This is a genomic window from Ruegeria sp. YS9, assembly GCF_024628725.1.
In the GTDB taxonomy this organism is placed as follows: Bacteria; Pseudomonadota; Alphaproteobacteria; order Rhodobacterales; family Rhodobacteraceae; genus Ruegeria; species Ruegeria atlantica_C.
Map to the genome: position 1 here is coordinate 1,571,350 of NZ_CP102409.1, position 20,751 is coordinate 1,592,100.

19 protein-coding genes and 1 tRNA gene are annotated in these 20,751 nt (G+C 59.3%); 9 read left to right on the plus strand and 11 right to left on the minus strand.

The genetic code is table 11. The features are described 5' to 3' along the window. Positions 1 to 15: 15 nt before the first annotated feature. Complete coding sequence (gene cls, locus NOR97_RS08000; RefSeq protein WP_257600782.1) at positions 16 to 1,428, plus strand: cardiolipin synthase; 1,413 nt, start codon at positions 16 to 18, stop codon at positions 1,426 to 1,428. Here cls and NOR97_RS08005 read toward each other — a convergent pair. Further along, on the minus strand, positions 1,425 to 1,859 hold the full coding sequence (locus tag NOR97_RS08005; protein WP_257600783.1) for a potassium channel family protein: 435 nt from the start codon (positions 1,857 to 1,859) through the stop codon (positions 1,425 to 1,427). The two genes, cls and NOR97_RS08005, sit on opposite strands and share 4 nt — an antisense overlap. Before the next feature lie 173 nt (positions 1,860 to 2,032). On the opposite strand from NOR97_RS08005, the gene NOR97_RS08010 reads away from it, so the two are divergent. Genes NOR97_RS08010 through NOR97_RS08020 form a run of 3 tightly spaced genes read left to right on the plus strand, consistent with a single transcriptional unit; the run spans position 2,033 to position 6,121 of the window. Then, the gene (locus tag NOR97_RS08010; protein ID WP_257600784.1) at positions 2,033 to 2,680 is read left to right on the plus strand and encodes an ABC transporter ATP-binding protein; all 648 of its coding nucleotides are present in this window, start codon (positions 2,033 to 2,035) and stop codon (positions 2,678 to 2,680) included. Then, positions 2,677 to 5,091 carry an ABC transporter permease gene (locus NOR97_RS08015; protein WP_257600785.1) on the plus strand — a complete coding sequence of 805 codons (2,415 nt, stop codon included), beginning with the start codon at positions 2,677 to 2,679 and terminating at the stop codon, positions 5,089 to 5,091. Before NOR97_RS08010 ends, NOR97_RS08015 begins: the two co-directional genes overlap by 4 nt. Then, positions 5,081 to 6,121: a lipocalin-like domain-containing protein gene (locus tag NOR97_RS08020; RefSeq protein WP_257600786.1), complete on the plus strand. Its 1,041-nt coding sequence runs from the start codon at positions 5,081 to 5,083 to the stop codon at positions 6,119 to 6,121. Before NOR97_RS08015 ends, NOR97_RS08020 begins: the two co-directional genes overlap by 11 nt. 94 nt (positions 6,122 to 6,215) lie before the next feature. Here the strand turns inward: NOR97_RS08020 and NOR97_RS08025 are convergent, their stop codons facing one another. From NOR97_RS08025 to NOR97_RS08040, 4 genes are all read right to left on the minus strand, one after another. After that, positions 6,216 to 6,647, minus strand: coding sequence for a universal stress protein (locus NOR97_RS08025; protein ID WP_257600787.1), 432 nt, complete (start codon positions 6,645 to 6,647; stop codon positions 6,216 to 6,218). Further along, the gene (locus NOR97_RS08030; RefSeq protein WP_170344174.1) at positions 6,644 to 9,253 is read right to left on the minus strand and encodes a TRAP transporter permease; all 2,610 of its coding nucleotides are present in this window, start codon (positions 9,251 to 9,253) and stop codon (positions 6,644 to 6,646) included. The genes NOR97_RS08025 and NOR97_RS08030 overlap by 4 nt, the downstream gene beginning before the upstream one ends. A 98-nt stretch (positions 9,254 to 9,351) precedes the next feature. Then, entirely contained in the window at positions 9,352 to 10,320 is a 969-nt protein-coding gene (locus NOR97_RS08035) for a TAXI family TRAP transporter solute-binding subunit (RefSeq protein WP_170344173.1), read from the minus strand. A 616-nt stretch (positions 10,321 to 10,936) separates the two neighbouring features. Beyond that, positions 10,937 to 11,022: transfer RNA gene (locus NOR97_RS08040), tRNA-Leu, on the minus strand. A 147-nt stretch (positions 11,023 to 11,169) separates the two neighbouring features. Between NOR97_RS08040 and NOR97_RS08045 the strand changes: the two genes are divergently transcribed. Next, the gene (locus NOR97_RS08045) at positions 11,170 to 11,748 is read left to right on the plus strand and encodes a YqaA family protein (protein ID WP_152458071.1); all 579 of its coding nucleotides are present in this window, start codon (positions 11,170 to 11,172) and stop codon (positions 11,746 to 11,748) included. Beyond that, the gene (locus tag NOR97_RS08050) at positions 11,745 to 12,215 is read left to right on the plus strand and encodes a disulfide bond formation protein B (RefSeq protein ID WP_257600788.1); all 471 of its coding nucleotides are present in this window, start codon (positions 11,745 to 11,747) and stop codon (positions 12,213 to 12,215) included. Before NOR97_RS08045 ends, NOR97_RS08050 begins: the two co-directional genes overlap by 4 nt. On the opposite strand, the gene NOR97_RS08055 is transcribed toward NOR97_RS08050, so the two are convergent. Further along, positions 12,212 to 12,799 (minus strand): HNH endonuclease, encoded by a 588-nt coding sequence (locus NOR97_RS08055; RefSeq protein ID WP_257600789.1) that lies wholly within the window; start codon positions 12,797 to 12,799, stop codon positions 12,212 to 12,214. The genes NOR97_RS08050 and NOR97_RS08055 overlap by 4 nt on opposite strands. Before the next feature lie 213 nt (positions 12,800 to 13,012). On the opposite strand from NOR97_RS08055, the gene NOR97_RS08060 reads away from it, so the two are divergent. Next, positions 13,013 to 13,618, plus strand: a complete 606-nt coding sequence (locus tag NOR97_RS08060; RefSeq protein WP_257600847.1) for an rRNA large subunit pseudouridine synthase E — start codon at positions 13,013 to 13,015, stop codon at positions 13,616 to 13,618. 32 nt (positions 13,619 to 13,650) lie between these two features. Next, positions 13,651 to 14,076 (plus strand): VOC family protein, encoded by a 426-nt coding sequence (locus tag NOR97_RS08065; RefSeq protein ID WP_171115781.1) that lies wholly within the window; start codon positions 13,651 to 13,653, stop codon positions 14,074 to 14,076. A 40-nt stretch (positions 14,077 to 14,116) separates the two neighbouring features. Here the strand turns inward: NOR97_RS08065 and NOR97_RS08070 are convergent, their stop codons facing one another. Beyond that, positions 14,117 to 14,782, minus strand: a complete 666-nt coding sequence (locus tag NOR97_RS08070) for an alpha/beta hydrolase (RefSeq protein ID WP_152458076.1) — start codon at positions 14,780 to 14,782, stop codon at positions 14,117 to 14,119. Then, entirely contained in the window at positions 14,779 to 15,411 is a 633-nt protein-coding gene (locus tag NOR97_RS08075; RefSeq protein ID WP_257600791.1) for a DNA-3-methyladenine glycosylase, read from the minus strand. Before NOR97_RS08075 ends, NOR97_RS08070 begins: the two co-directional genes overlap by 4 nt. Before the next feature lie 97 nt (positions 15,412 to 15,508). Here NOR97_RS08075 and NOR97_RS08080 point away from each other — a divergent pair, with 97 nt between their 5' ends. Then, on the plus strand, positions 15,509 to 16,735 hold the full coding sequence (locus tag NOR97_RS08080) for an MFS transporter (RefSeq protein WP_257600792.1): 1,227 nt from the start codon (positions 15,509 to 15,511) through the stop codon (positions 16,733 to 16,735). Here NOR97_RS08080 and NOR97_RS08085 read toward each other — a convergent pair whose 3' ends face one another. Genes NOR97_RS08085 through cysS form a run of 3 tightly spaced genes read right to left on the minus strand, consistent with a single transcriptional unit; the run spans position 16,736 to position 20,546 of the window. Then, positions 16,736 to 17,512 (minus strand): squalene/phytoene synthase family protein, encoded by a 777-nt coding sequence (locus NOR97_RS08085; protein ID WP_257600848.1) that lies wholly within the window; start codon positions 17,510 to 17,512, stop codon positions 16,736 to 16,738. A gap of 2 nt (positions 17,513 to 17,514) precedes the next feature. Further along, positions 17,515 to 19,149: a citramalate synthase gene (gene cimA, locus NOR97_RS08090; RefSeq protein ID WP_257600793.1), complete on the minus strand. Its 1,635-nt coding sequence runs from the start codon at positions 19,147 to 19,149 to the stop codon at positions 17,515 to 17,517. Then, positions 19,149 to 20,546 carry a cysteine--tRNA ligase gene (gene cysS, locus NOR97_RS08095; protein WP_257600794.1) on the minus strand — a complete coding sequence of 466 codons (1,398 nt, stop codon included), beginning with the start codon at positions 20,544 to 20,546 and terminating at the stop codon, positions 19,149 to 19,151. The genes cimA and cysS overlap by 1 nt, the downstream gene beginning before the upstream one ends. Positions 20,547 to 20,751 lie beyond the last annotated feature (205 nt).

A 20,751-nucleotide genomic window follows, 5' to 3' on the forward strand; every position in this document is an offset into this window, starting at 1 on the left:
AAAGACTTACCGCCCATGTGGACATTGCTGGTTTCCACCTTTGTTTTTTTGCTATATGCAATCGCAATTGTGTTTTCGGTGCGCGCTGCACAAACCGCGCGCACGCCGCAAGGAGCCGTTGGCTGGGTGGTCTTTTTGGTATCGGCACCGGTTTTTGCGGTGCCGATGTACCTGTTTCTGGGGCACCACAGGTTTCACGGCTATCGCATCGCGCGCCAGCAAAGCGAACGGGTCGTCGAAGGAATCAAGACCTTTGCCGACTATTCCAGACCTGATCCGACCACGATGTCGATCAATCCACGACCATTCGAGTTTCTGGCTCACCTTCCGGTCTCCAGTGGCAATGGCGCTCAGCTTCTGATTGATGGTCAGGCAACGTTTGATGCCATTTTCGAGGCGTTGGACGAGGCCAGAAACTATATCCTGATCCAGTTCTACATCGTCCGAGACGACGCGCTGGGCCGCAAGCTTCAGACCAAGCTGATCGAGGCCACGAAACGTGGGGTGCATGTCCGTTTCATGATCGATGCTGTCGGCAGTTATGGGTTGCCAAGCACCTACCTGGACACGATGCGCGATGCGGGAATTGACGTGGCCGACCCTCGCCGTCAACGCGGCCCGAATTTCCGGTTTCAGCTGAATTACCGAAACCACCGAAAGACTGTCGTTATCGACGGTGAAACAGGTTTTATCGGCGGTCACAACGTGGGCGTTGAATACCTGGGAGAAGACCCGCATTTCGGCCATTGGCGTGACACGCATATCAAGATGACCGGCCACATCGTCCGGCAATTGCAGCTCATCTTCACCGAAGACTGGCACTGGGCCCGCGATGAAGACCTGATTGATGATCTCGACTGGGCAGGCAGCGTGGCCGAGCAAGACATGAATGCCCTATTGGTGGCGACCGGACCCGGAGACGAAACCGAAACCGGCGCCATGATGTTCTTTTCGGCAATCGCCGAGGCGAAAGAAAGACTGTGGATCGCATCGCCCTATTTCGTGCCCGACATCGACGTCATGACCGCCCTGCAACATGCAGCGATGCGCGGGGTGGACGTGCGCATCCTTGTCCCGGATGTGATCGACCATCGGCTACCCTGGCTGGCCGCTTTTGCCTATTTCGACGAAATCCGCGACTGCGGCGTGCGAGTGTTCCGATATACGGATGGATTCATGCACCAGAAGGTGCTGGTGGTTGACGACACGCTGGCCGCGGTCGGCACGACCAATCTGGACAACCGGTCCTTCCGGCTGAACTTCGAGGCGATGGCCCTGTTTTTCGATGCCCGCGCAGCCTTGGCTGTTGATCACATGCTGCGCGCGGATTTCGAGGCGAGCTATGAGTTGACGCGCCGTCTGGCCCAGCAACCCTCGCATATCCGGTTTGGCGCCCCCTTGGCGCGGCTGTTTGCGCCTATCCTCTAGGAAAAGAACTTCTCCTGAAAGACGCGCGTCATCATCGCCACCAGATAAGCGGTCGACAGACCAAAGGCCAGCAGACCAGCAACCGCGGCAAAAGACCCGAAGATACGCAATCCTTCGCCCAAAACGATATCGCCGTATCCCAGAGTCGTGAACGTCACCAGTGAGAAATAGATGGCCGAGTTCCAATCCGGCAGAACCTCAAGCAACACCCATACGATGGCCCAGATCCAGACCTGAATCGTATGCGTGGCGACGATAAACGCCAAAGATACCGCGATTGGTGTTGCCGTTCCAAAGAACACCCCCTTGGCGGACCATCTTTCATCCCACTTGATGATCGCAACGGTACACCAGGTTAACAAAAGAATCTCGACCAAGAAGCAGAGCGCCAGAAATGTACTGCCCCATATGATCTGATGCAGCAACGTCATGTTTTTCATCCTGATTTACGACAGTGGACCGTCCGGGCAGAATGGCCCTTTGAGGTGCGGGGCACAACCCCGGCGATCGTGCCGCAAGCCTGCGGCGAATGGAACCGGGTACCGGTCCGCACTGGACAGTTTGGAATTCCGTCGCACATCCTTGGAAGAAAAAAGGCCAGATCATGCTGTTGACCATCGACCGTGTTCAGAAAACCTATCCCGGCGGGCGCCCGGTTCTGCGCGATGTGTCGCTGACCCTTGATCACGGGCAAACTCTGGCCCTGACCGGAGAAAGCGGCAGTGGCAAAAGCACTCTGCTGAACCTTGCCGCTGCGCTCGATTGTTTCGACGGCGGTGAAATCACTCTGAACGGTACGCCTCTGTCCCCTTTGGACGATGCCGGGCGGGCCGAGTTGCGGCGCAGGCAGGTCTCGCTGGTGTTTCAGCAGTTCAATCTGATCCCTTCGCTGACCGTTGCGCAGAACCTTTCCTTTCACGCCCGCCTTGCCGGCGTCGAGGATTCCGGTTGGACCGCACATCTGACCGAACGCTTGGGCCTGTCCGATCTTTTGGACCGATTTCCCGAAAACCTGTCCGGCGGGCAACAGCAGCGGGTCGCGATTGGCCGTGCGATGGCTGCGCGCCCGAAACTGCTGCTGGCGGATGAGCCAACGGGCAATCTGGATGAAACCGCCAGTGCAACAGTACTGGATCTGATGCTGGCACTTGTGGCCGATACCGGCGCAGCGCTTCTGTTGGTCACGCATTCCCAACAGATTGCGGCCCGTTTGGATCGAAGCCTCCAGCTCTGCGGTGGTCGTATCCAATGACAGGTGCCGTCATTCAGGCTTTGATGTCACATTGGCGGGTGCACTGGTTGCAGCTTGCAACGCTTTTGACAGGCATCGCGTTGGCCACGGGTCTCTGGTCCGCGGTTCAGGCCATCAATGCCGAAGCACGTGCCAGCTATGCCCGGGCCAACGCGCAACTCGCCCTTGGGCAGTTCGACGAGTTGCGCGATCCATCCGGTCTGATCCCGGTCTCGCGTTACGTCGATCTGCGTCGTGCTGGCTGGCAGGTGGCGGCCGTTCTGGAGGGCCCCTATCGGATCGCAGGCCGCACTTTGCGTCTGATGGGTGTGGACATGGTCGCCTACCCGGCCCTGCCAGCCGTTACCGAAGCCGACCAAAGCACCGCGCCGACTGAGCCGGCGGACATGCTGACCGCCCCGGGGCGGCTTCTGATCGCGGCAGAACTCGCGCCGCTGTTGCGCGACCAGGACAACCTTCCGCCGTTTTCACTCACCACGGCGCTGCCACCAGACGTTATCCTGACGGATATCGGCACAGCCGAAGCCCTGCTGAACCAAACCGGTTTCATCTCGCGCCTCATTGTTTTGCCGGATCAGCCGCGTGATCGCCCCCCCTCGGCCGAAATCGCGCCCGAACTGGAGCGCGCCAGCCCATCCTCGCAAGTCGATACTGCACGGCTGACTGACAGTTTTCACCTGAATCTGTCGGCTTTTGGCCTGTTGTCCTTTGCCGTTGGCCTGTTCATCGTGAACGGCACTGTCGGGCTGGCTTTTGCCCAACGCCGAGGCATGATCCGTACCCTGCGAGCGCTGGGTGTTTCGATGCGGCGGCTGGTCTTCCTGATCCTGACCGAACTGACGGGGCTGGCCCTGATCGGTGGAACCATGGGTCTGCTTCTTGGGTTCTTTCTGGCCGGAGCGTTGTTGCCCGATGTCGCAGCAACCCTTCGCGGCCTGTATGGTGCGCCCGTGACCGGACAGCTGACATTGCACCCCCATTGGGTGTTTGCCGGGATGGCAATGGCTGTCTGCGGCACCTTGTTTGCCAGTGGCCATGCGCTGTGGCGATTGTCTCATATGCCTCTGCTGGCGGGGCCCGGAGTGCAAGCCTGGCAGGGCAATGCGCGGACACGCCTTGTGACCGGTTTGCTCGGCTTGGCCCTGATCTTCGGCGGTACCATCGCCTATCTCGGCATCGGTGGGCTGGTTGCCGGTTTCGTGCTGTTGGCCGGATTGCTGACCGGTGCCGCGCTTTTGTTGCCGGCGCTTCTGACCTTTGCGCTTTCCGTCTTTGGCAACAGGTCCCGTGGTGCCGTCGCGCAGTGGGTCTGGGCCGACATGCGCGCCCAATTGCCCGGGCTGTCGCTTGCCCTGATGGCCCTGTTGCTTGCGCTTGCGGCAAATATCGGTGTGGGCACGATGGTTTCAAGTTTCCGGCTGACCTTTGTCGGCTGGCTCGACCAACGCCTGACTTCAGAACTCTATCTGACCGTCCGTGACGAAGAACAGGGGCGCGAGATCACGGATTGGCTGCGGCCACAGGTCAAGGCCATCCTTCCAATTCGCAACATGGAACTGCCACATGAAACGGGCTCCCTGTTCCTGTACGGGGTCATTGAGGATCCGGTCTATCGGCAGCACTGGCCGTTGATATCAGCAACCGCGACCGTATGGGGCGACGTCATGGCCGGAGACGCGGTTCTGATCAACGAACAACTGGCACGGCGCGCGAACCTCTGGCCCGGAGATACGCTGACACTGTCCCCGGATCATGCGTTGGCCATAGCCGGGGTGTATTCGGATTACGGAAACCCGACCGGGCAAGCCATTGTCTCGATGGCCCAGCTTGACCGCATCGCGCCGGGGGCAGAGACCCGACGGTTTGGCATCCGTTTGAACCCCGAACAGGCGACTGAAATGGCGCAAACCTTGCGCGAACGGTTCGCCCTGCCGCGTCAGGCCGTGGTTCAGCAGGCCGCCATGAAGGCGCAATCATTGGCAATCTTCGAAAAGACCTTTGTCGTGACCTCGGCACTCAACGTTCTGACCCTCGGCGTGGCGGGATTTGCCATACTTACCAGCCTGCTGACCCTTTGGACCCAGCGCTTGCCTCAGATTGCTCCGGTTTGGGCACTGGGGCTGAACCGGGCGCAACTGGCGCGGCTGGAACTGCTGCGCAGCGTGCTGCTCGCGGCTCTGACCGCGTGTCTGGCGTTGCCGCTTGGTCTGATCCTCGCCTGGGTTCTGTTGGCAGTGATCAACGTACAGGCCTTTGGCTGGCGATTGCCGATGTTCGTGTTTCCCTGGGATTGGTTGTGGCTGTTCCTGTTGACCCTGCTGGCCGCCCTGGTTGCCGCGGCCCTGCCCGCGCTGCGCATGGTGCGTCTGCCCCCTGCCGATCTGCTGAAGGTGTTCGCCAATGAACGTTAAAGCCCTTTTGGCCGTTCTCGTGTTTTTGTGCCCATCGCCGCTGTGGGCGCAGGGCTATGCTGGCCTTGGAGGATCAGCCGAAGGATTCGAGATTCCGCAGTCGGGGATCGCGTTCGACTTTCCCAAAGACCACGGGCCACATCCCGCCTATCGGATCGAATGGTGGTATCTGACGGCCAACCTCAAAGGCGAGGACGGGCGTGACTATGGTATACAATGGACCCTTTTCCGGTCGGCCCTGAAGCCATTTGAAACAGATGGATGGCAAAGCCCGCAGATCTGGATGGGCCATGCGGCTACCACCACGCCTGACACCCACTATTTTGCCGAACGCCTGTCGCGTGGGGGGATCGGACAGGCAGGTGTTGCGGCGCAACCGTTCGAAGCCTGGATCGACGAATGGCGCATGGCCGGACCGGACATGGACACCCTGACCCTGACGGCAAACGGGGCTGATTTCGGGTATGATCTTGCGCTGAGCGCACAAGGCCCGTTGGTGTTTCATGGCCAAGCGGGCTATTCCGTCAAATCCGCCGACGGGCAAGCCAGTTATTACTATTCGCAACCCTTCTATTCAGTTGAAGGCATACTGCACCTGCCGGACGGCGATATGCGCGTCACTGGTCAGGGCTGGCTGGACCGGGAATGGTCATCGCAACCCCTGGCCGAGGATCAAACCGGCTGGGACTGGTTTTCGCTCAGCTTCGAGGGCGGAGACAAACTGATGGCCTTTCGCCTGCGCGGTGGTCGCGGCGATTTCACGTCGGCCACATGGATCAATTCAGACGGCAGCACCGATGCCATCCCCGACGGATCCGTCAGGCTAGAGCCGCTTGCGACCGATCAGGTGGCAGGCCGCGACGTCCCGACGCAATGGCGCGTCGTGCTTGCGGACCGAGGCATCGACGTCAAGGTATCCGCCCTGACGCCAGATGCCTGGATGGGGACGCGTTTCGAATACTGGGAAGGCCCGGTTACAGTCACTGGCAGCCACGAAGGCGTTGGTTATCTGGAAATGACAGGCTACTGAAACAGCTGCCGCACAGATGCTTCCTGAATGATCCGACGGCAGCGGACTGCCGTCGGCGTTTCAACACATTTGCGTACTGGATCTGCTTTTCGCGTCAGCGCACCACGTAGACCGAGACGTTGGAATGTCGCACCACACGTGCCGCATTCGGGCCCAGCAGGTAATCCTTCAAATCCGGCTTGTGGGCTCCGATTACGATCAAATCAGAGCCGGCACTTTCGGCCGTCTTCAAAATCTCCTGATAAGCTGTTCCTGTCGCAACCACATGGCGGATGGTTTCATTGCGCTCGGCCCCCAGGGTCGATACGCACAGCGCCGTCAGCTTGGCCTGCGCTTCCTCCAACGCCTTGTCGTGAAAACCGGATTCAAAAAACCCCGACACCCAGCTTTCCCCGAAATCGGGCAGCACCGTCACCACGTCAAGTTGCGCCCCTTCCATATCCGCCAGCACGGCTGCTTTTTTCAGAACCGGTGCATCAATCTCGCCGTTGCTGATATCAACGGCACACAGAACAGAGCGTGTCATGCGGGCACTCCTTGTCTTGCGGCACGACCGCGTTGCAGGAAAGCGATAAGGCCGAGAAGGATCATCGCCGGGATATAGACCAGTTGCTTCGGAGGCTGGCTGGACGGCAGGCTGACCGAGCTCAGGCGCACAGCCTCGTCACCGTAATAGTCAAAGTTGGCCAGATCATCGGCAACCGGTGAACCAAACATCGGCTCATCTAGTTTCACAAGACCATCCTCTTCGAGCAACAGCAGCCCCATGGCATCGACGCGCGCGTCACCGCCCTCTTCTGATCCGACTGGCACGACAACCGTGGTGTCCACCATCTTACCGGTGTCAAAATCCGGCCCGCTGATCACCATGCGAACCTCGGTTCCGGGTGGAGTCTGGCCGATGGTTTCGACAAACGCCGCAGGCTCGACCGAAGTGTATGGAGGTGCGATGCGATCCATGAAGAAATCCGGCCTGAACAGCGCGAATGCCACGGCGATCAGCGCGATGCTTTCATAGATCCGGCTGCGGGTCAGGAAATACCCCATGGTGCCTGCCGTAAAGACAAGGATCGCTATGGTCGCGAAAATCGCCACTGTGATCCCTTCGACCCATGTCACATCGATCAGCAGAAGATCGGTGTTGAAAATGAACACGAAGGGCAGCGCCACGGTGCGCAGGCTGTAGAAGAAGGCCGTGAAACCGGTTTTGATCGCATCACCGCCCGACACAGCCGCGGCGGCAAAACTGGCAAGCCCGACCGGAGGTGTCACGTCGGCCATGATCCCGAAGTAGAAAACGAACAGATGGACGGCGATCAGGGGAACGATCAGCCCGCTTTGCGCACCCAGTTCAACAACCACCCCGGCCATCAACGAGCTGACAACGATATAGTTCGCGGTTGTCGGCAAGCCCATGCCCAGGATCAGGCTGAGCAGCCCAACCATGACCAGCATCAGGATCAGATTGCCGCCCGACAGGAACTCGACCAGATCGGCCATCACCTGACCAACACCCGTCAACGTGACGGTTCCCACGATCACGCCCGCGGTTGCCGTGGCAAGCGCAATGCCGATCATGTTGCGTGCCCCGTCGATCAGCCCTTGCCACAGGTCGGCAACACCATCGATGAAAGTGTTGTACAGGTTGCTCTGCCCCCGGAACATCGCCTTCAGCGGCTTCTGCGTCAGCAGGATGACAAACAGCAGCGATGTGGCCCAGAAGGCGGACAGGCCCGGTGACTTCTGTTCAATCATCAGGAAATAGACCAGAACGATGATCGGCAGCAGGTAATGCAGACCTGCCTTGTAGATATCGGCGATGACCGGCAGCGTAACCTCTTTTGCGTTCGGGTCATCCGGTTCCAAATCAGGCACCTGGGCCGCCAGATACAGCAGGGCAACATATACCGCGCAGATAATCAGGCTCAGCACCAGACCGGCCGCCGACGGCACCCAGCTTGTCACGGCATCCACCGGGAATTGTGACCCATAGCAAAGACCTGCAAACACCAGGAAGAATGCAAGCATCCCCACCACGGTCCGCGCCAGATGCACATCGCGGTCGCCCAGCGTGGGCATGTTCCGCTTCACCGCCTCAAGGTGCACGATATAGACCAGCGCGATGTAGGAAATCGCGGCTGGCAGGAAGGCGTGGGTGATCACCTCAACGTAAGAAATACCCACATATTCCACCATCAGGAAGGCAGCGGCCCCCATCACCGGCGGCATGATCTGCCCGTTCACGGAACTGGCGACCTCGACCGAGCCGGCTTGTTCGCTGCTGAACCCGACGCGCTTCATCAGCGGGATGGTGAATGTACCCGTGGTGACAACGTTGGCAATCGACGAGCCCGAAATCAGGCCGGTCGCAGCCGAGCCCACGACAGCCGCCTTGGCCGGACCACCGCGCAGGTGGCCAAGCGCCCCAAAGGCCATCTTGATGAAATAGTTCCCTGCCCCGGCTTTATCCAGCAATGCGCCGAACAGCACGAACAGGAAGACGAATTTCGTGGAAACACCCAGTGCGATACCAAACACGCCTTCTGACGTGATCCACATGTGGCTCATCGCCTTTTTCAGGCTCGCGCCCTTCCAGCGGATAACTTCAGGCACCCATTCCGAGGCACCGAAGAAGACATAGGCCAAAAATATCGTCGCAATGATTGCCATGGCCGGGCCAAGCGCGCGGCGCGCGGCCTCGAACAGCAGGATCAAGCCAAGCAACGCAACCCATTTATCGGTGTCGTCGGCCAAACCGCCCGCATTGACGATCTTGTCATAGAAGAAATAGCCGTACAGCGCGACGAACGCGCCCACCAATCCCATGATCCAATCCTGAACCGGGATGAAATCCCGCGGGCTGGATTTCAGCGCGGGATAGGCTGCAAAAGCCAGAAACAGGGCAAAAGCCAGGTGGAATTGCCGTGCATTGTTCACGACGCTTCCGGGCAAGACATAATTCGCCAGGGGCGAAGCCAGAACAACTTGAAATATCGACCAGATCGCGGCCACGACCGCCAGGAAAACGCCCACGTTCCCGACCGGGTTGCGCCCTCCTGCGTCAGAAGACGCAACCAGATCCTGAAGCTCTTCTTCGGAAAGCGGACGATTGGATTGAGTGTCGGAATTCATCAAATGTCTCCCCGTCGCGGCCATTTTTCGGCCATCTGAACCCCGTTTCTTACGGGTTTTGTGCAGGGCGCCCTTGGGCACCCTGCGTCAGGTCTGGTTTACTGAATCCAGCCTTTTTCTTTGTAGTACTTCTCGGCACCCGGATGCAGCGGAGCCGACAGGCCGTCCGCAATCATCTCTTCCGGCTTCAGGTTCGCAAATGCCGGGTGCAGCTTTTTGAAATCATCGAAGTTTTCAAAGACCGAGCTGACGACCGCGTAAACCGCATCTTCCGATACATCGGCCGAGGTCACGAAGGTCGCGCCCACACCAAAGGTCGCGGTGTCTTCGTCGGATCCACGGTACATGCCACCGGGAATGGTTGCCTTGCGGTAGAACGAGTTTTCGTTGACCAGCTTGTCCACGGCCTCACCGCTGACGTTCACCAGAACCGAGTCACATGCGGTGGTGGCTTCCTGAATCGAACCCGAGGGGTGGCCAACGGTGTATACCATCGCGTCGATCTGGTTGTCGCACAAGGCTGCTGACTGTTCAGCCGCTTTCAGCTCGGTCGCCAGTTCGAAATCGTCGGTGGTCCAGCCCATTTCGCCCAGCAGGACTTCCATGGTGCCGCGCTGACCGGAACCGGGGTTGCCGATGTTGACGCGCTTGCCCTTCAGGTCTTCAAAGTTGGTGATGCCGGAATCGGCGCGGGCCACGACGGTGAAGGGTTCGGGGTGCACCGAGAACACGGCGCGCAGGCCTTCGAACGGGCCCGCTTCTTCGAATTTCGAGGTGCCGTTATAGGCGTGGTACTGCCAGTCGGACTGGGCCACACCAAACTCCAGTTCGCCTTCGCGGATGGTGTTGATGTTGTAAACCGAACCACCGGTCGATTCGACCGAGCAGCGCACGCCGTGCTCTTTCCGGCCTTTGTTGACCAGACGACAGATCGCGCCGCCGGTCGGATAGTAAACGCCGGTGACACCGCCGGTACCGATTGTAATGAACTCTTCGGCATATGCCGCCGGAGCCAGAAGGGCTGCGGTGACGAAGGCGCCGACGCTCAGTTTGCTGCTGTTTTTCATCTGTTAACTCCCACTTTTTTTGTCTGGCAGTTGGAAATCAAGTTTGATCACCTGCTCAGGGAAGCGTGCCGATAATACAAACCGGCCCGCATCGCAACGGCTACAAATCTTTGAATTTCCCAATTTCTCCCAACCCTTTCGAGGTTTCATTCAGATACCCACAATGTCAAGGCCGGCACCGGTCGGACCTGCGCCAATTCGCATATATGAGCACAAATCACGAACTTTCCCCATCAGTTCACAGCGAACAGTCTGGGGTCACACGATCAATCGAAGCCCAACACTCCGTTTCATCCTCGATGCAATGAACCGGCACGAGTCGGCGCGAAAAAGAGCGATCCGCGTTTTCGAACATGGACGCAGGGCATGTCACGTTTGTGCGTTGGGGCGAATCTGACAAAAGCCCCCCAATACCAACCCGGTTCACGATTCACACCGCCGGGGACCTGATGACCTGACTGCTGATGCAGGCCCGGAACGTTGTGGCATTTGCGGCCCGCTACAGAAGGCCTCGAACAAGACATGAAGACCAAGGTTGCGGGTCAGCACCTTGATCACGGCACCAGCACGGAACCCCGCCATAAGGACGGACGGAATTCTGAATTCGTCGGGATTGTGGTGCCCAAGGAGAGACTCGAACTCTCACGCCCGTGAAGGCGGGGGATTTTGAATCCCCTGCGTCTACCATTCCGCCACTTGGGCCACGAACACTGGATTAGCGCCCATCCGAGCGAAGGTCCAGAGGCAAAAACCATCCAATATTCCATTTGTTTCGCCCTCGGCTGTTGACGGTCCGTCAGGCGCATGGTTTGGCTTGGCTTCAGACCGGAAACTGGATTTGAGTGCTTTATGTTACGATCGCTTTATGACTGGACCATTCGTCTGGCCGAACACCCTCACGCGCTGTGGGCGCTGGCCATCGTGGCTTTCATCGAGAGTTCGTTTTTTCCGATTCCCCCGGATGTGTTGATGATTCCGATGATTCTGGCCCGCCCGTCGCGCGCATGGCTGATCGCAACCGTGGCGTTGGTGGCGTCGGTTCTGGGGGGCATGCTGGGCTATGCGATTGGTGCGTTTTTCTATGAAAGCATCGGGCAGCCCATTCTGGAATCCATGGGAAAAGCCCATGCCATGGAAGAATTCAATACCCGGTTCAACGACTTCGGGTTCTGGGCCGTTCTGGCCGCGGGTGTGACCCCCTTCCCCTACAAGGTCATCACCATTATGTCCGGCTGGACCGGCATGCCGCTTGGAACTTTCATCGCGACCTCAATTCTGGCCCGCGCCTTGAGGTTCTTCCTGGTTGCCGGCCTGCTCTGGGGATTCGGTGAGCCGATCCGCGACTTCATCGAAAAGCGCCTGGGGCTAATGTTCACTTTGTTCATCATCCTCCTGTTTGGCGGATTCCTGGTGGTGAAATACTTATGACGAGACGTTCGCAACTTGTCGCGGTGGCAAGTCTAGGATCACTGGCCCTTCTTCTGGCCGCTTTTGGCTTTCAGCATCTCGGCGGGCTTGCGCCGTGCAAGATGTGCATCTGGCAGCGCTATCCACATGCAGTGGCCATCGCGATCGGCGCCGCGGCGCTGGCATTGCCAAGGCTGACCTTTCTTCCTTTGCTGGGCGCAGCGGCGGCCGCGACGACATCGGCGGTGGGTTTATTTCACGCCGGCGTTGAACAAGGCTGGTGGGAAGGCCCAAGCAGCTGCACATCCGGCAGCATCAGCGGTCTGTCCGCTGACGATCTGTTTGATCAAATCATGTCCGCGCCTTTGGTGCGGTGCGATGATATCCCCTGGGAGATGTTCGGCATCTCGATGGCAGGTTGGAACGCCATTGCTTCTGCCATTCTGGTACTGATCTGGCTGGCCGCGTGGAAATCCCGCGCGGCTTAGAACTGATCCAGTTCTGCATCCCAGTACAGGAAATCGATCCAGCTTTCATGCAGGTGGTTCGGCGGGAATTTCCGACCGATATTGCGCAACGCTTCGGCATCGGGTTGGCGCGGCGGCTTGCGCAAGGTCATCCGAGCCTGGCGCAGCGATTTTGAACCTTTGCGCAAATTGCACGGGCTGCACGCCGCCACCACGTTCTGCCAGCTGGTCACACCACCGGCGGCCCGTGGTACCACATGATCGAAGGTCAGGTTGTCACGGCTGCCGCAATACTGGCAGCGGAATTCATCCCGCAGAAATAAATTAAAGCGCGTGAAGGCCACGCGCTTTCTGGGTTTTACATAGTCTTTCAAAACAACGACCGAGGGGATTCGGATCTCGGTGCTCGGGCTGCGGACGACCTCGTCATATTCAGCCACGATATCGACCCGATCCAGCCAGGCGGCCTTGATCGCTTCTTGCCAGGGCCACAGTGACAGCGGGTAATAGGACAAGGGGCGATAATCGGCGTTCAAAACCAGGGCCGGGTGTTGTTTGAGCGCACCCGGCTCCCTTACAAATTCGGCCCTGAAGTCTCCGTCCATCACAGAATCGCTCCTCGCTCTCAGCTGCCCGTTTGTGACACCAGAGCGGGGAGCACCCGCCCCGGTCTTTTGATAACTATATATCGTGTTAAAACTCTGACAAGCCCTGAGTTTCCACAATATGTCGCAGACGGGGTAACGCGAATCGGTAACAGGCACGTGACAGTTATCCACAGCTTGCACCGGGGGCGCCGTTCGGGCTATGCGCAGGTCATGTCCTGGTTCATCCGCTTCAACAAACCTTATGATGTTCTGCCGCAGTTCACCGACCGCGCCAACGCGGACAGCCCACGCAGCACGCTGTCTGATTTCATTGATCTGCCCGGCGTCTATCCGGCAGGCAGGCTGGACCGTGACAGTGAAGGTTTGATGCTGCTGACGGATCATGGAAAGCTGCAATCCCAGATCTCTGACCCAAAGCACAAGATGGCCAAAACCTATTGGGTTCAAGTCGAAGGCACCCCCGACGAGGCTGCCCTGAAAACGCTTCGCAACGGGGTCGAATTGAAGGATGGTCTGACCCGCCCCGCCAAGGCCCGCCAGATCGACGAGCCCGAGGCGCTCTGGCCCCGAACCCCACCGATCCGCGAACGCAAGTCAGTCCCGGACAGTTGGCTTGAACTGACCATCCGCGAAGGCAAAAACCGGCAAGTGCGGCGGATGACGGCGGCAGTTGGCCTGCCGACCCTGCGCCTGATCCGGTACCGCATCGGAGACTGGACCCTGGATGATCTTGAGCCCGGGCACTGGGACAGTCTGCCAATGCCGACACTGAACGCGTCCCCCCAACGCAAGCGCGACCGTCGCCCGCGACGGTGACAGACCCTGCCCCGATCTGCTAAACTGGGGTCATGAAGAAAACGCCTGACATCCCGGCCCCTTCGGCCATTCTGGAAGCGGCGCTCTATGTTGATGACCTGGACGCGGCAGAACAGTTTTACGGCGAAGTTCTTGGGCTCGAACGCATACAACGTGTCGCTGACCGCCATGTTTTCTATCGCATCGGCGGATCGGTCCTGCTGATTTTCAATCCCGACCAGACCGAACAACCGCCGCTTGACCCCGACATGCCGGTTCCGCCCCACGGCGCGCGCGGCCCCGGACATGTGTGTCTTGTGCTGTCACGAGAGGACATCGCGGCGATGCGCAAACACCTTCTGGACTGGAATATTCCGGTAGATGCCGAGTTTGACTGGCCCGGAGGCGCACGGTCTTTGTATGTGCGCGACCCGGCCGGAAACTCGGTCGAGTTCGCCGAAGGTCACTTGTGGGATTGAACCGGTGCGGAACGCATGGGCGCTCCGCAGGTTCCAAACACTAAAGACTCAGCTTGTCGCGCATGAAGGCCAGCGCAACGCTCAGCCCATCCGGGGCGATACCGTGCCCGGTGCCTTTCATGACATGGGCATAGACCTCTTTGAAACCGGCAGCTTGCAAGGCTTCGGCCGCTTCCGGCAGGGATTGTGGCGGGACAACGTCATCAGCGTCGCCATGCACCAGCAAGACAGGCATCCGGCTGACGGTTTCATCCACCAGCAGATCGGGTTCCAGCAAACGGCCTGAAAAGGCTACGATCCCGGCCACGGGATCTTCCCGGCGTGGTGCGACATGCAGGCTCATCATCGTGCCCTGGCTGAAACCAAACAGAACAACCTGTTCGGGCAGGACATCTTCGTCCACCATCAGCGCGTCCAGAAAGGCGTTGAAGTCCTCGACCGCCATTTCCATGCCCCGGCGGGCCTCTTCCTCGGAAGATCCATCGATCCACGGAATCGGGAACCACTGATACCCGTTGGGCATTCCGGGGATCTGCTCGGGGGCGTCGGGGGCCACGAACAACGTGTCAGGCAGGTGTTCGCCCAGCGGATCGGCCAATCCCAGCAGATCGGCACCGTTTGCGCCATAGCCATGCACGAACACCACGACCGAGCGCGTGTCGCCCGAAACAGGCTCTTTCCGGAGCGCATTCAAAACCCGTGTCATCTGATCCCTTCTCTTTGCTTTGCAACCCGGTAATAGGCCCACAGAACCCGCGCCGCAACCGAACGCCAGGGCGACCAGGCCTCGGCCATTTTGCGCAGTTCCTTGTCTGTCGGACGTTCAGGCAGGTCATAGAGGATGCGCGCCGCCTCTTGCAGGGCCAGATCACCGGGTGCGATGACATCTGCGCGACCCAGCGAGAACATGGCATAGATTTCGGCTGTCCAGACACCGATTCCCGATACTTGCGTCAAAGTAGCGACAACATCTGCGTCAGTTGCATCGCGCAACGCCTTATAGTCGATGCGTGCCTCGGCCAGAGCCCGCGCATATCGGATCTTCTGACGGCTCAGGCCAACGGCCCGCAGATCATCATCCGTCGCCCACAGGATCTTGCGCGGGCCGGTCAGCTTGGCATCCCGAAGCCGTTTCCAGATCGCATTGGCCGAAGCCACACTCACCTGCTGGCTGACAATTGCACTCAGCAATTGCGCAAACCCGTCAGGGCGGCGGCGCAGCGGCAACGGGCCGGTCTGATCCATCGCGTAGGCCATTCGCGGACAGGATTGGGCCAGCCATTCGGCCCCTTCGGCAACACAGTCCGGTGTTTCGATGATGCGGCCTGCGGACATGCGGCCTCCCTGCTCTGCTATCTCGGGCACGTTAGGCGCATGTGACGCAGATGCAACCCGCTTGTGCCGCAAACACTTAGCCGATAACCATTCGCCCATGACCATGATTTCAACCCTTCCGGACGACCGGCAGGCCAAACGCAATGTGGCCGTGCTGGTGGCTGCCCAAGCCATACTGGGCGCGCAGATGCCCATGATGTTCATCGTTGGCGGACTTGCAGGTCAGTCGCTGGCTTCGAACCCCTGTTTGGCGACCCTGCCGATATCCCTGATCGTTCTGGGATCGATGCTGGCGGCCACGCCGATCTCGGCCATCATGCAAAAATGGGGCCGACGCGTGGGGTTTCTTGTCGGGGCAACCGCCGGCGCATTGGGCGGATTGATAGGAGCTTATGGCCTGTTCCTTGGTTCCTTCCCCATCTTTCTGGTCGGCAGCCTGCTGACCGGCATCTATATGAGCGCACACGGGTTCTATCGCTTTGCAGCAGCAGACACCGCTTCAGACGATTTCCGCCCCAAGGCGATTTCATATGTCATGGCGGGCGGATTGGCGGCCGCCATCATTGGGCCTCAGATCGTGAAGCTGACGTCTGAAGCTTACGTCATCCCTTTTCTGGGTACATATATGGCCGTAATCGGCATCAACGTTCTGGGTTCGGTGCTGTTCTTCTTTCTCGACATTCCGACGCCTGCGAAACCTGCGGCTGATGAACCCAAGGGGCGGTCACGGATCGAGCTGTTGAAAACGCCCCGCATTGCCGTCGCGATAATCTGTGCCATGGTGTCTTATGCGCTGATGAATCTTGTCATGACCTCGACACCGCTTGCGGTTGTCGGATGTGGGTTTTCGGCCAATGACGCGGCGGATATCGTGACAAGTCACGTGCTGGCAATGTATGTTCCCAGCTTCTTCACCGGGCACCTGATCGCCCGGTTTGGCGTTGAAAAGATCGTCGCTCTGGGCCTGGCCATACTTGCCGCATCAGGAGTGGTTGCGCTGCAAGGCGTTGAATTGGGAAACTTTTTTGTTGCCCTCGTCCTTCTGGGCATTGGTTGGAATTTCGGCTTTATCGGCGCGACCACGATGCTGGCCGCATCTCATGAACCGCAAGAGCGTGGTCGGATGCAGGGCCTCAATGACCTGCTGGTGTTTGGCGGTGTGACACTTGCATCGCTGGCCTCGGGTGGGTTGATGAACTGCTCGGGCGGATCCGCGATCGAGGGGTGGAATGCCGTTAACCTTGCCATGATCCCCTTGCTGACACTGGCAGGTGGCGCATTGCTGTGGCTGGTTCTGCGCCCGGCCGATCCCGAAAGCGTCTGATCACCAGCGCCCGCTGCCGACGGTCCACATCAGGGACAGGCGCTGACGCATTTCGCTTGGGTCAAGCGTTCCTGCCGCCACCCGCTGGGGCTGGGCGATGGCCTGCTTCAGAACCCGTTCCGCCAGCCAGCCCGCATACAGCGCGGGACGCGCCTCAGGCGCTATGTCGCCTCGGTTTGATCGTGCGTTGCGCAATCGATCCAAAGCGGTTTGGGCCAATTGCTGAACGCCACCCGTCGTGCCATCAAGCAAAGGTACACGACCCCGCTTTTCCAGTTCGGGAATGGCGCGGAACCAATTTGCCACACCGACTCCGTACCCGAAATCGCGCAGCACGCTTTCCTCCGCCGCACCCAACGCCTGCGCTGAGGCCACGAAAAGCGACCCGGAACTGTGTTGGATATAGGCGTCAAAATGCTCCTGATCCTCAAACGGGTCCTTATATATATCCCAACGCCTTACGGCGACAAATTCATCCAGAATACCTGCCAGATGCGGCGACAGGACCCGAGACAGAGGCGTCACCACCTCATGCCGCCGCACAGGGGCGCCTTCTGCAATCTCCTGCAACGCGTCGCGCCACCATTGCAGCCGCATTTCGGCAATCATGGGTTCTTGCGTCACCCACGGAGCGCGGGCGACTTCAACATTCAGCGCATAGACCGGAAACAACACCGACCGAGCCGACACCGGAGCCGCCATCGTCGCGCGGAATCGGTCAGGATCAGCCCGCTGCACCAGCGCGGCGCAGGCTTTGACATCGTCATCAAAAACCACGCTCACTCGGCCGCTGCCTTTTGCGGATCACAATCACGGACCAGTTTCCACTGGATCGCATCCAGCAGCGCCTCAAAGGACGCATCAACTATGTTCGCACTCACGCCAACGGTCGACCAGCGCCGCCCCTGACCGTCTTCGCTGTCGATGATGACGCGGGTCACCGCCTCGGTCCCGCCCTGGGTGATACGGACCTTGAAATCGACAAGGCGCATGTCTGACAGGACCTGCGAGTATTGACCCAGATCCTTCGCCAACGCTTTGGCCAGCGCGTTCACAGGCCCCCTGTCGTTGCCGGACTCGTCCATGGATTCGCTGACCGACAGTTTCTTTTCACCGTCCACTTTCACCACGACGACAGCCTCGGACAGGCTGACCATCTTGTTGTATTTGTTCTTCCGACGCTCAACAGTGACCTTGTAGCGCTTGACCTCGAAGAATTCTGGCAGTTGCCCCAGTTCATCCCGCGCCAACAGTTCGAAACTGGCCTGTGCGGTGTCATAGGAATACCCTTCAGCTTCACGGAGCTTGATCCGTTCAAGGATGCGGCCCAATGCGGGATCGCCGGATTCAACGCTCAGCCCTGCTTCGGTCAGACGTTTGCGCAAGTTCGACTGGCCAGCCTGGTTCGACATCGGAATGATGCGTTCATTGCCAACGCTCGCCGGGTCCACGTGTTCATAAGTCGACGGGTCCTTGAGGATCGCGCTGGCGTGCAACCCAGCCTTATGCGCGAAGGCCGATGCGCCTACATAAGCCGCCTGCTTGCTGGGCACCCGGTTCAGAACATCATCCAACATGCGGCTGGTTCGGGTCAGCCCGGCCAACGCATCAAGGCTGACGCCTGTTGCAAACTGCGAGGCGTAGGGTTCTTTCAGCAGCAATGTCGGGATCAGCGCCGTCAGGTTTGCGTTGCCACAACGTTCACCCAGACCATTCAGCGTTCCCTGAATTTGCCGCGCACCTGCTTCGACAGCCGCCAGAGAACAGGCCACTGCGTTCTCGGTGTCGTTATGGGTGTGGATACCCAACCGTTCACCCGGCAGGCCTGCCGCGATCACTTCGGACACGATCCGCCCGACCTCGGACGGCAACGCGCCACCGTTGGTATCGCATAGCACAACCCATCTCGCACCCGCCTCCAGTGCCGCACGGCAAACTTCGGTCGCGTATTCCGGGTTGTCCTTGTACCCGTCAAAGAAATGTTCCGCATCGAACAGCGCCTCGCGCCCTTGCGCAACGATATGTGCCACCGAAGCACGAACGTTTTCCGTGTTCTCTTCAAGCGAAATACCAAGCGCGTGGGTCACGTGATAGTCATGCGACTTGCCAACCAGACAAACGGCCTGCGTTCCCGCATTCATCACCGCAGCCAGCACATCGTCATTCTCGGCCGAGCGCCCCGCCCGCTTGGTCATGCCAAAGGCCGTCAACCGGGCCGCAGTCTTTGGGGCGGCGTCAAAAAACGCGCTGTCGGTGGGGTTGGCACCGGGCCAACCGCCTTCGATGTAATCCACCCCCAATGCGTCCAGCGCCTGTGCGATCTGCACCTTTTCAGCGGTCGAAAACTGCACGCCCTGGGTCTGCTGCCCGTCACGCAGCGTCGTGTCATAAAGATAGAGGCGTTCCCTGGTCATCAAACCTCCTCCAGCTTGGTGGCATCAAAGCCCGCGCCCGGCACCAGTTCGACACCTTCCTTGCTCATTCGAACCTCAAGCCCTGCCGCTACATACGCAGCCTTGAGTCGATCGACCTCCGAGAAATCCTTGTTTTGCATTGCAGCTACGCGCGCCTTCGCCAAGCGATCTTCATGGGCGCTCAGGTCTACGGACGCGGTGTCCGCCCACCCTCCCATCTGGGGCAGCAGCAAACCCAGCAGTTGCGCGCTTGCCAGCAATCCCGCAGCGTCTCCATCTGACGCCAGGCGGTAAAGCTCGGCCATGGCACCTGCCGTGTTCAGGTCGTCGCTCAGCGCCGCGATCACCTCAGGTGCCGCGCTGGCGGCGGGCTCGATGCCCGCTGTCAGCGCCCGCCACTTGCGCAGCGTCGCCTCTGCCTCACGGGCCTTCTTCTCGGTCCAGTCCATCGGCTTGCGATAATGCGTCTGCAAGAAGACAAAGCGGATCACTTCGCCCGGAACGCCCTGTTCCAGCAGATCATGCACGGTAAAGAAATTGCCCAGCGATTTGGACATCTTCTTGCCTTCGACCTGCAACATCTCGTTATGCAGCCAGACCCGCGCGAATTCACCCTGCGGGTGCGCGCATTTGCTCTGGGCGATCTCGTTTTCGTGGTGCGGGAACATCAGGTCGTTGCCGCCACCATGGATATCAAAACTCTCACCCAGCAATTCATAGCTCATGGCCGAGCATTCGATGTGCCAGCCCGGACGTCCCCGCCCCCATGGGCTGTCCCAGCCCGGCAGTTCATCGGTCGAGGGTTTCCACAAGACAAAATCCATCGGGTTCTTCTTGTAGGGCGCCACCTCGACCCTCGCGCCCGCGATCATGTCATCGACCGAGCGCCCCGACAGCTTGCCGTAGCTCTCTTTCCAGCTGTCCACCGCAAACAGAACATGGCCTTCGGCGGCATAGGCATGGCCCTTGGCGATCAGATCCTCGATCATTGCGATCATCTGAGCGATATACTGGGTCGCACGCGGCATCTCGTTCGGCTCCAACGTGCCCAAAGCACCCATATCATGCAGGTACCAGCCGATGGTTTCATCCGACCGTTCCTGCACCAATTGTTCCAGCGTACCTTCCGCACCCGCCTGTTTGCGGGCCAGCGCCGTGGCGTTGATCTTGTCGTCTACGTCGGTGAAGTTGCGCACATAGGTCACGTGCTCTGCGCCATAGACATGGCGCAACAGACGATACAGCACATCGAACACCACCACCGGCCGTGCGTTGCCCAGATGCGCGCGGTCATAGACCGTCGGACCACAGACATACATCCGCACGTTATCAGGGTCGATCGGTACGAAATCTTCCTTCGTCCGCGTCCGCGTGTTGTGCAGCTTGATCGTCGTCATCGGTCGGGCTCCTAGAAAACAGCAAAGGCTTGCGCGTTGGCGCGGGCTTAGCAACTTGTCTCAGGGATGAAAACGAAAGAAACCGGCCCGCTTGATAAATCAGCAGGTAATGCAGCAGATAATGATGCAGGTCACCGGGTTCATGCCTCTCGGTTAGCACGGGAACCCCGCCAAGCCAAGCGTTGAGTTTGCTCACCCGGTCCGG

Coding starts and splice junctions, on each gene's coding strand:
- cls (WP_257600782.1), top strand. CDS start 16: ATGTGGACATTGCTGGTTTCCACCTTTGTTTTTTTGCTATATGCAATC.
- NOR97_RS08005 (WP_257600783.1), bottom strand. CDS start 1,859: ATGACGTTGCTGCATCAGATCATATGGGGCAGTACATTTCTGGCGCTC.
- NOR97_RS08010 (WP_257600784.1), top strand. CDS start 2,033: ATGCTGTTGACCATCGACCGTGTTCAGAAAACCTATCCCGGCGGGCGC.
- NOR97_RS08015 (WP_257600785.1), top strand. CDS start 2,677: ATGACAGGTGCCGTCATTCAGGCTTTGATGTCACATTGGCGGGTGCAC.
- NOR97_RS08020 (WP_257600786.1), top strand. CDS start 5,081: ATGAACGTTAAAGCCCTTTTGGCCGTTCTCGTGTTTTTGTGCCCATCG.
- NOR97_RS08025 (WP_257600787.1), bottom strand. CDS start 6,647: ATGACACGCTCTGTTCTGTGTGCCGTTGATATCAGCAACGGCGAGATT.
- NOR97_RS08030 (WP_170344174.1), bottom strand. CDS start 9,253: ATGAATTCCGACACTCAATCCAATCGTCCGCTTTCCGAAGAAGAGCTT.
- NOR97_RS08035 (WP_170344173.1), bottom strand. CDS start 10,320: ATGAAAAACAGCAGCAAACTGAGCGTCGGCGCCTTCGTCACCGCAGCC.
- NOR97_RS08045 (WP_152458071.1), top strand. CDS start 11,170: ATGTTACGATCGCTTTATGACTGGACCATTCGTCTGGCCGAACACCCT.
- NOR97_RS08050 (WP_257600788.1), top strand. CDS start 11,745: ATGACGAGACGTTCGCAACTTGTCGCGGTGGCAAGTCTAGGATCACTG.
- NOR97_RS08055 (WP_257600789.1), bottom strand. CDS start 12,799: ATGGACGGAGACTTCAGGGCCGAATTTGTAAGGGAGCCGGGTGCGCTC.
- NOR97_RS08060 (WP_257600847.1), top strand. CDS start 13,013: ATGTCCTGGTTCATCCGCTTCAACAAACCTTATGATGTTCTGCCGCAG.
- NOR97_RS08065 (WP_171115781.1), top strand. CDS start 13,651: ATGAAGAAAACGCCTGACATCCCGGCCCCTTCGGCCATTCTGGAAGCG.
- NOR97_RS08070 (WP_152458076.1), bottom strand. CDS start 14,782: ATGACACGGGTTTTGAATGCGCTCCGGAAAGAGCCTGTTTCGGGCGAC.
- NOR97_RS08075 (WP_257600791.1), bottom strand. CDS start 15,411: ATGTCCGCAGGCCGCATCATCGAAACACCGGACTGTGTTGCCGAAGGG.
- NOR97_RS08080 (WP_257600792.1), top strand. CDS start 15,509: ATGACCATGATTTCAACCCTTCCGGACGACCGGCAGGCCAAACGCAAT.
- cimA (WP_257600793.1), bottom strand. CDS start 19,149: ATGACCAGGGAACGCCTCTATCTTTATGACACGACGCTGCGTGACGGG.
- cysS (WP_257600794.1), bottom strand. CDS start 20,546: ATGACGACGATCAAGCTGCACAACACGCGGACGCGGACGAAGGAAGAT.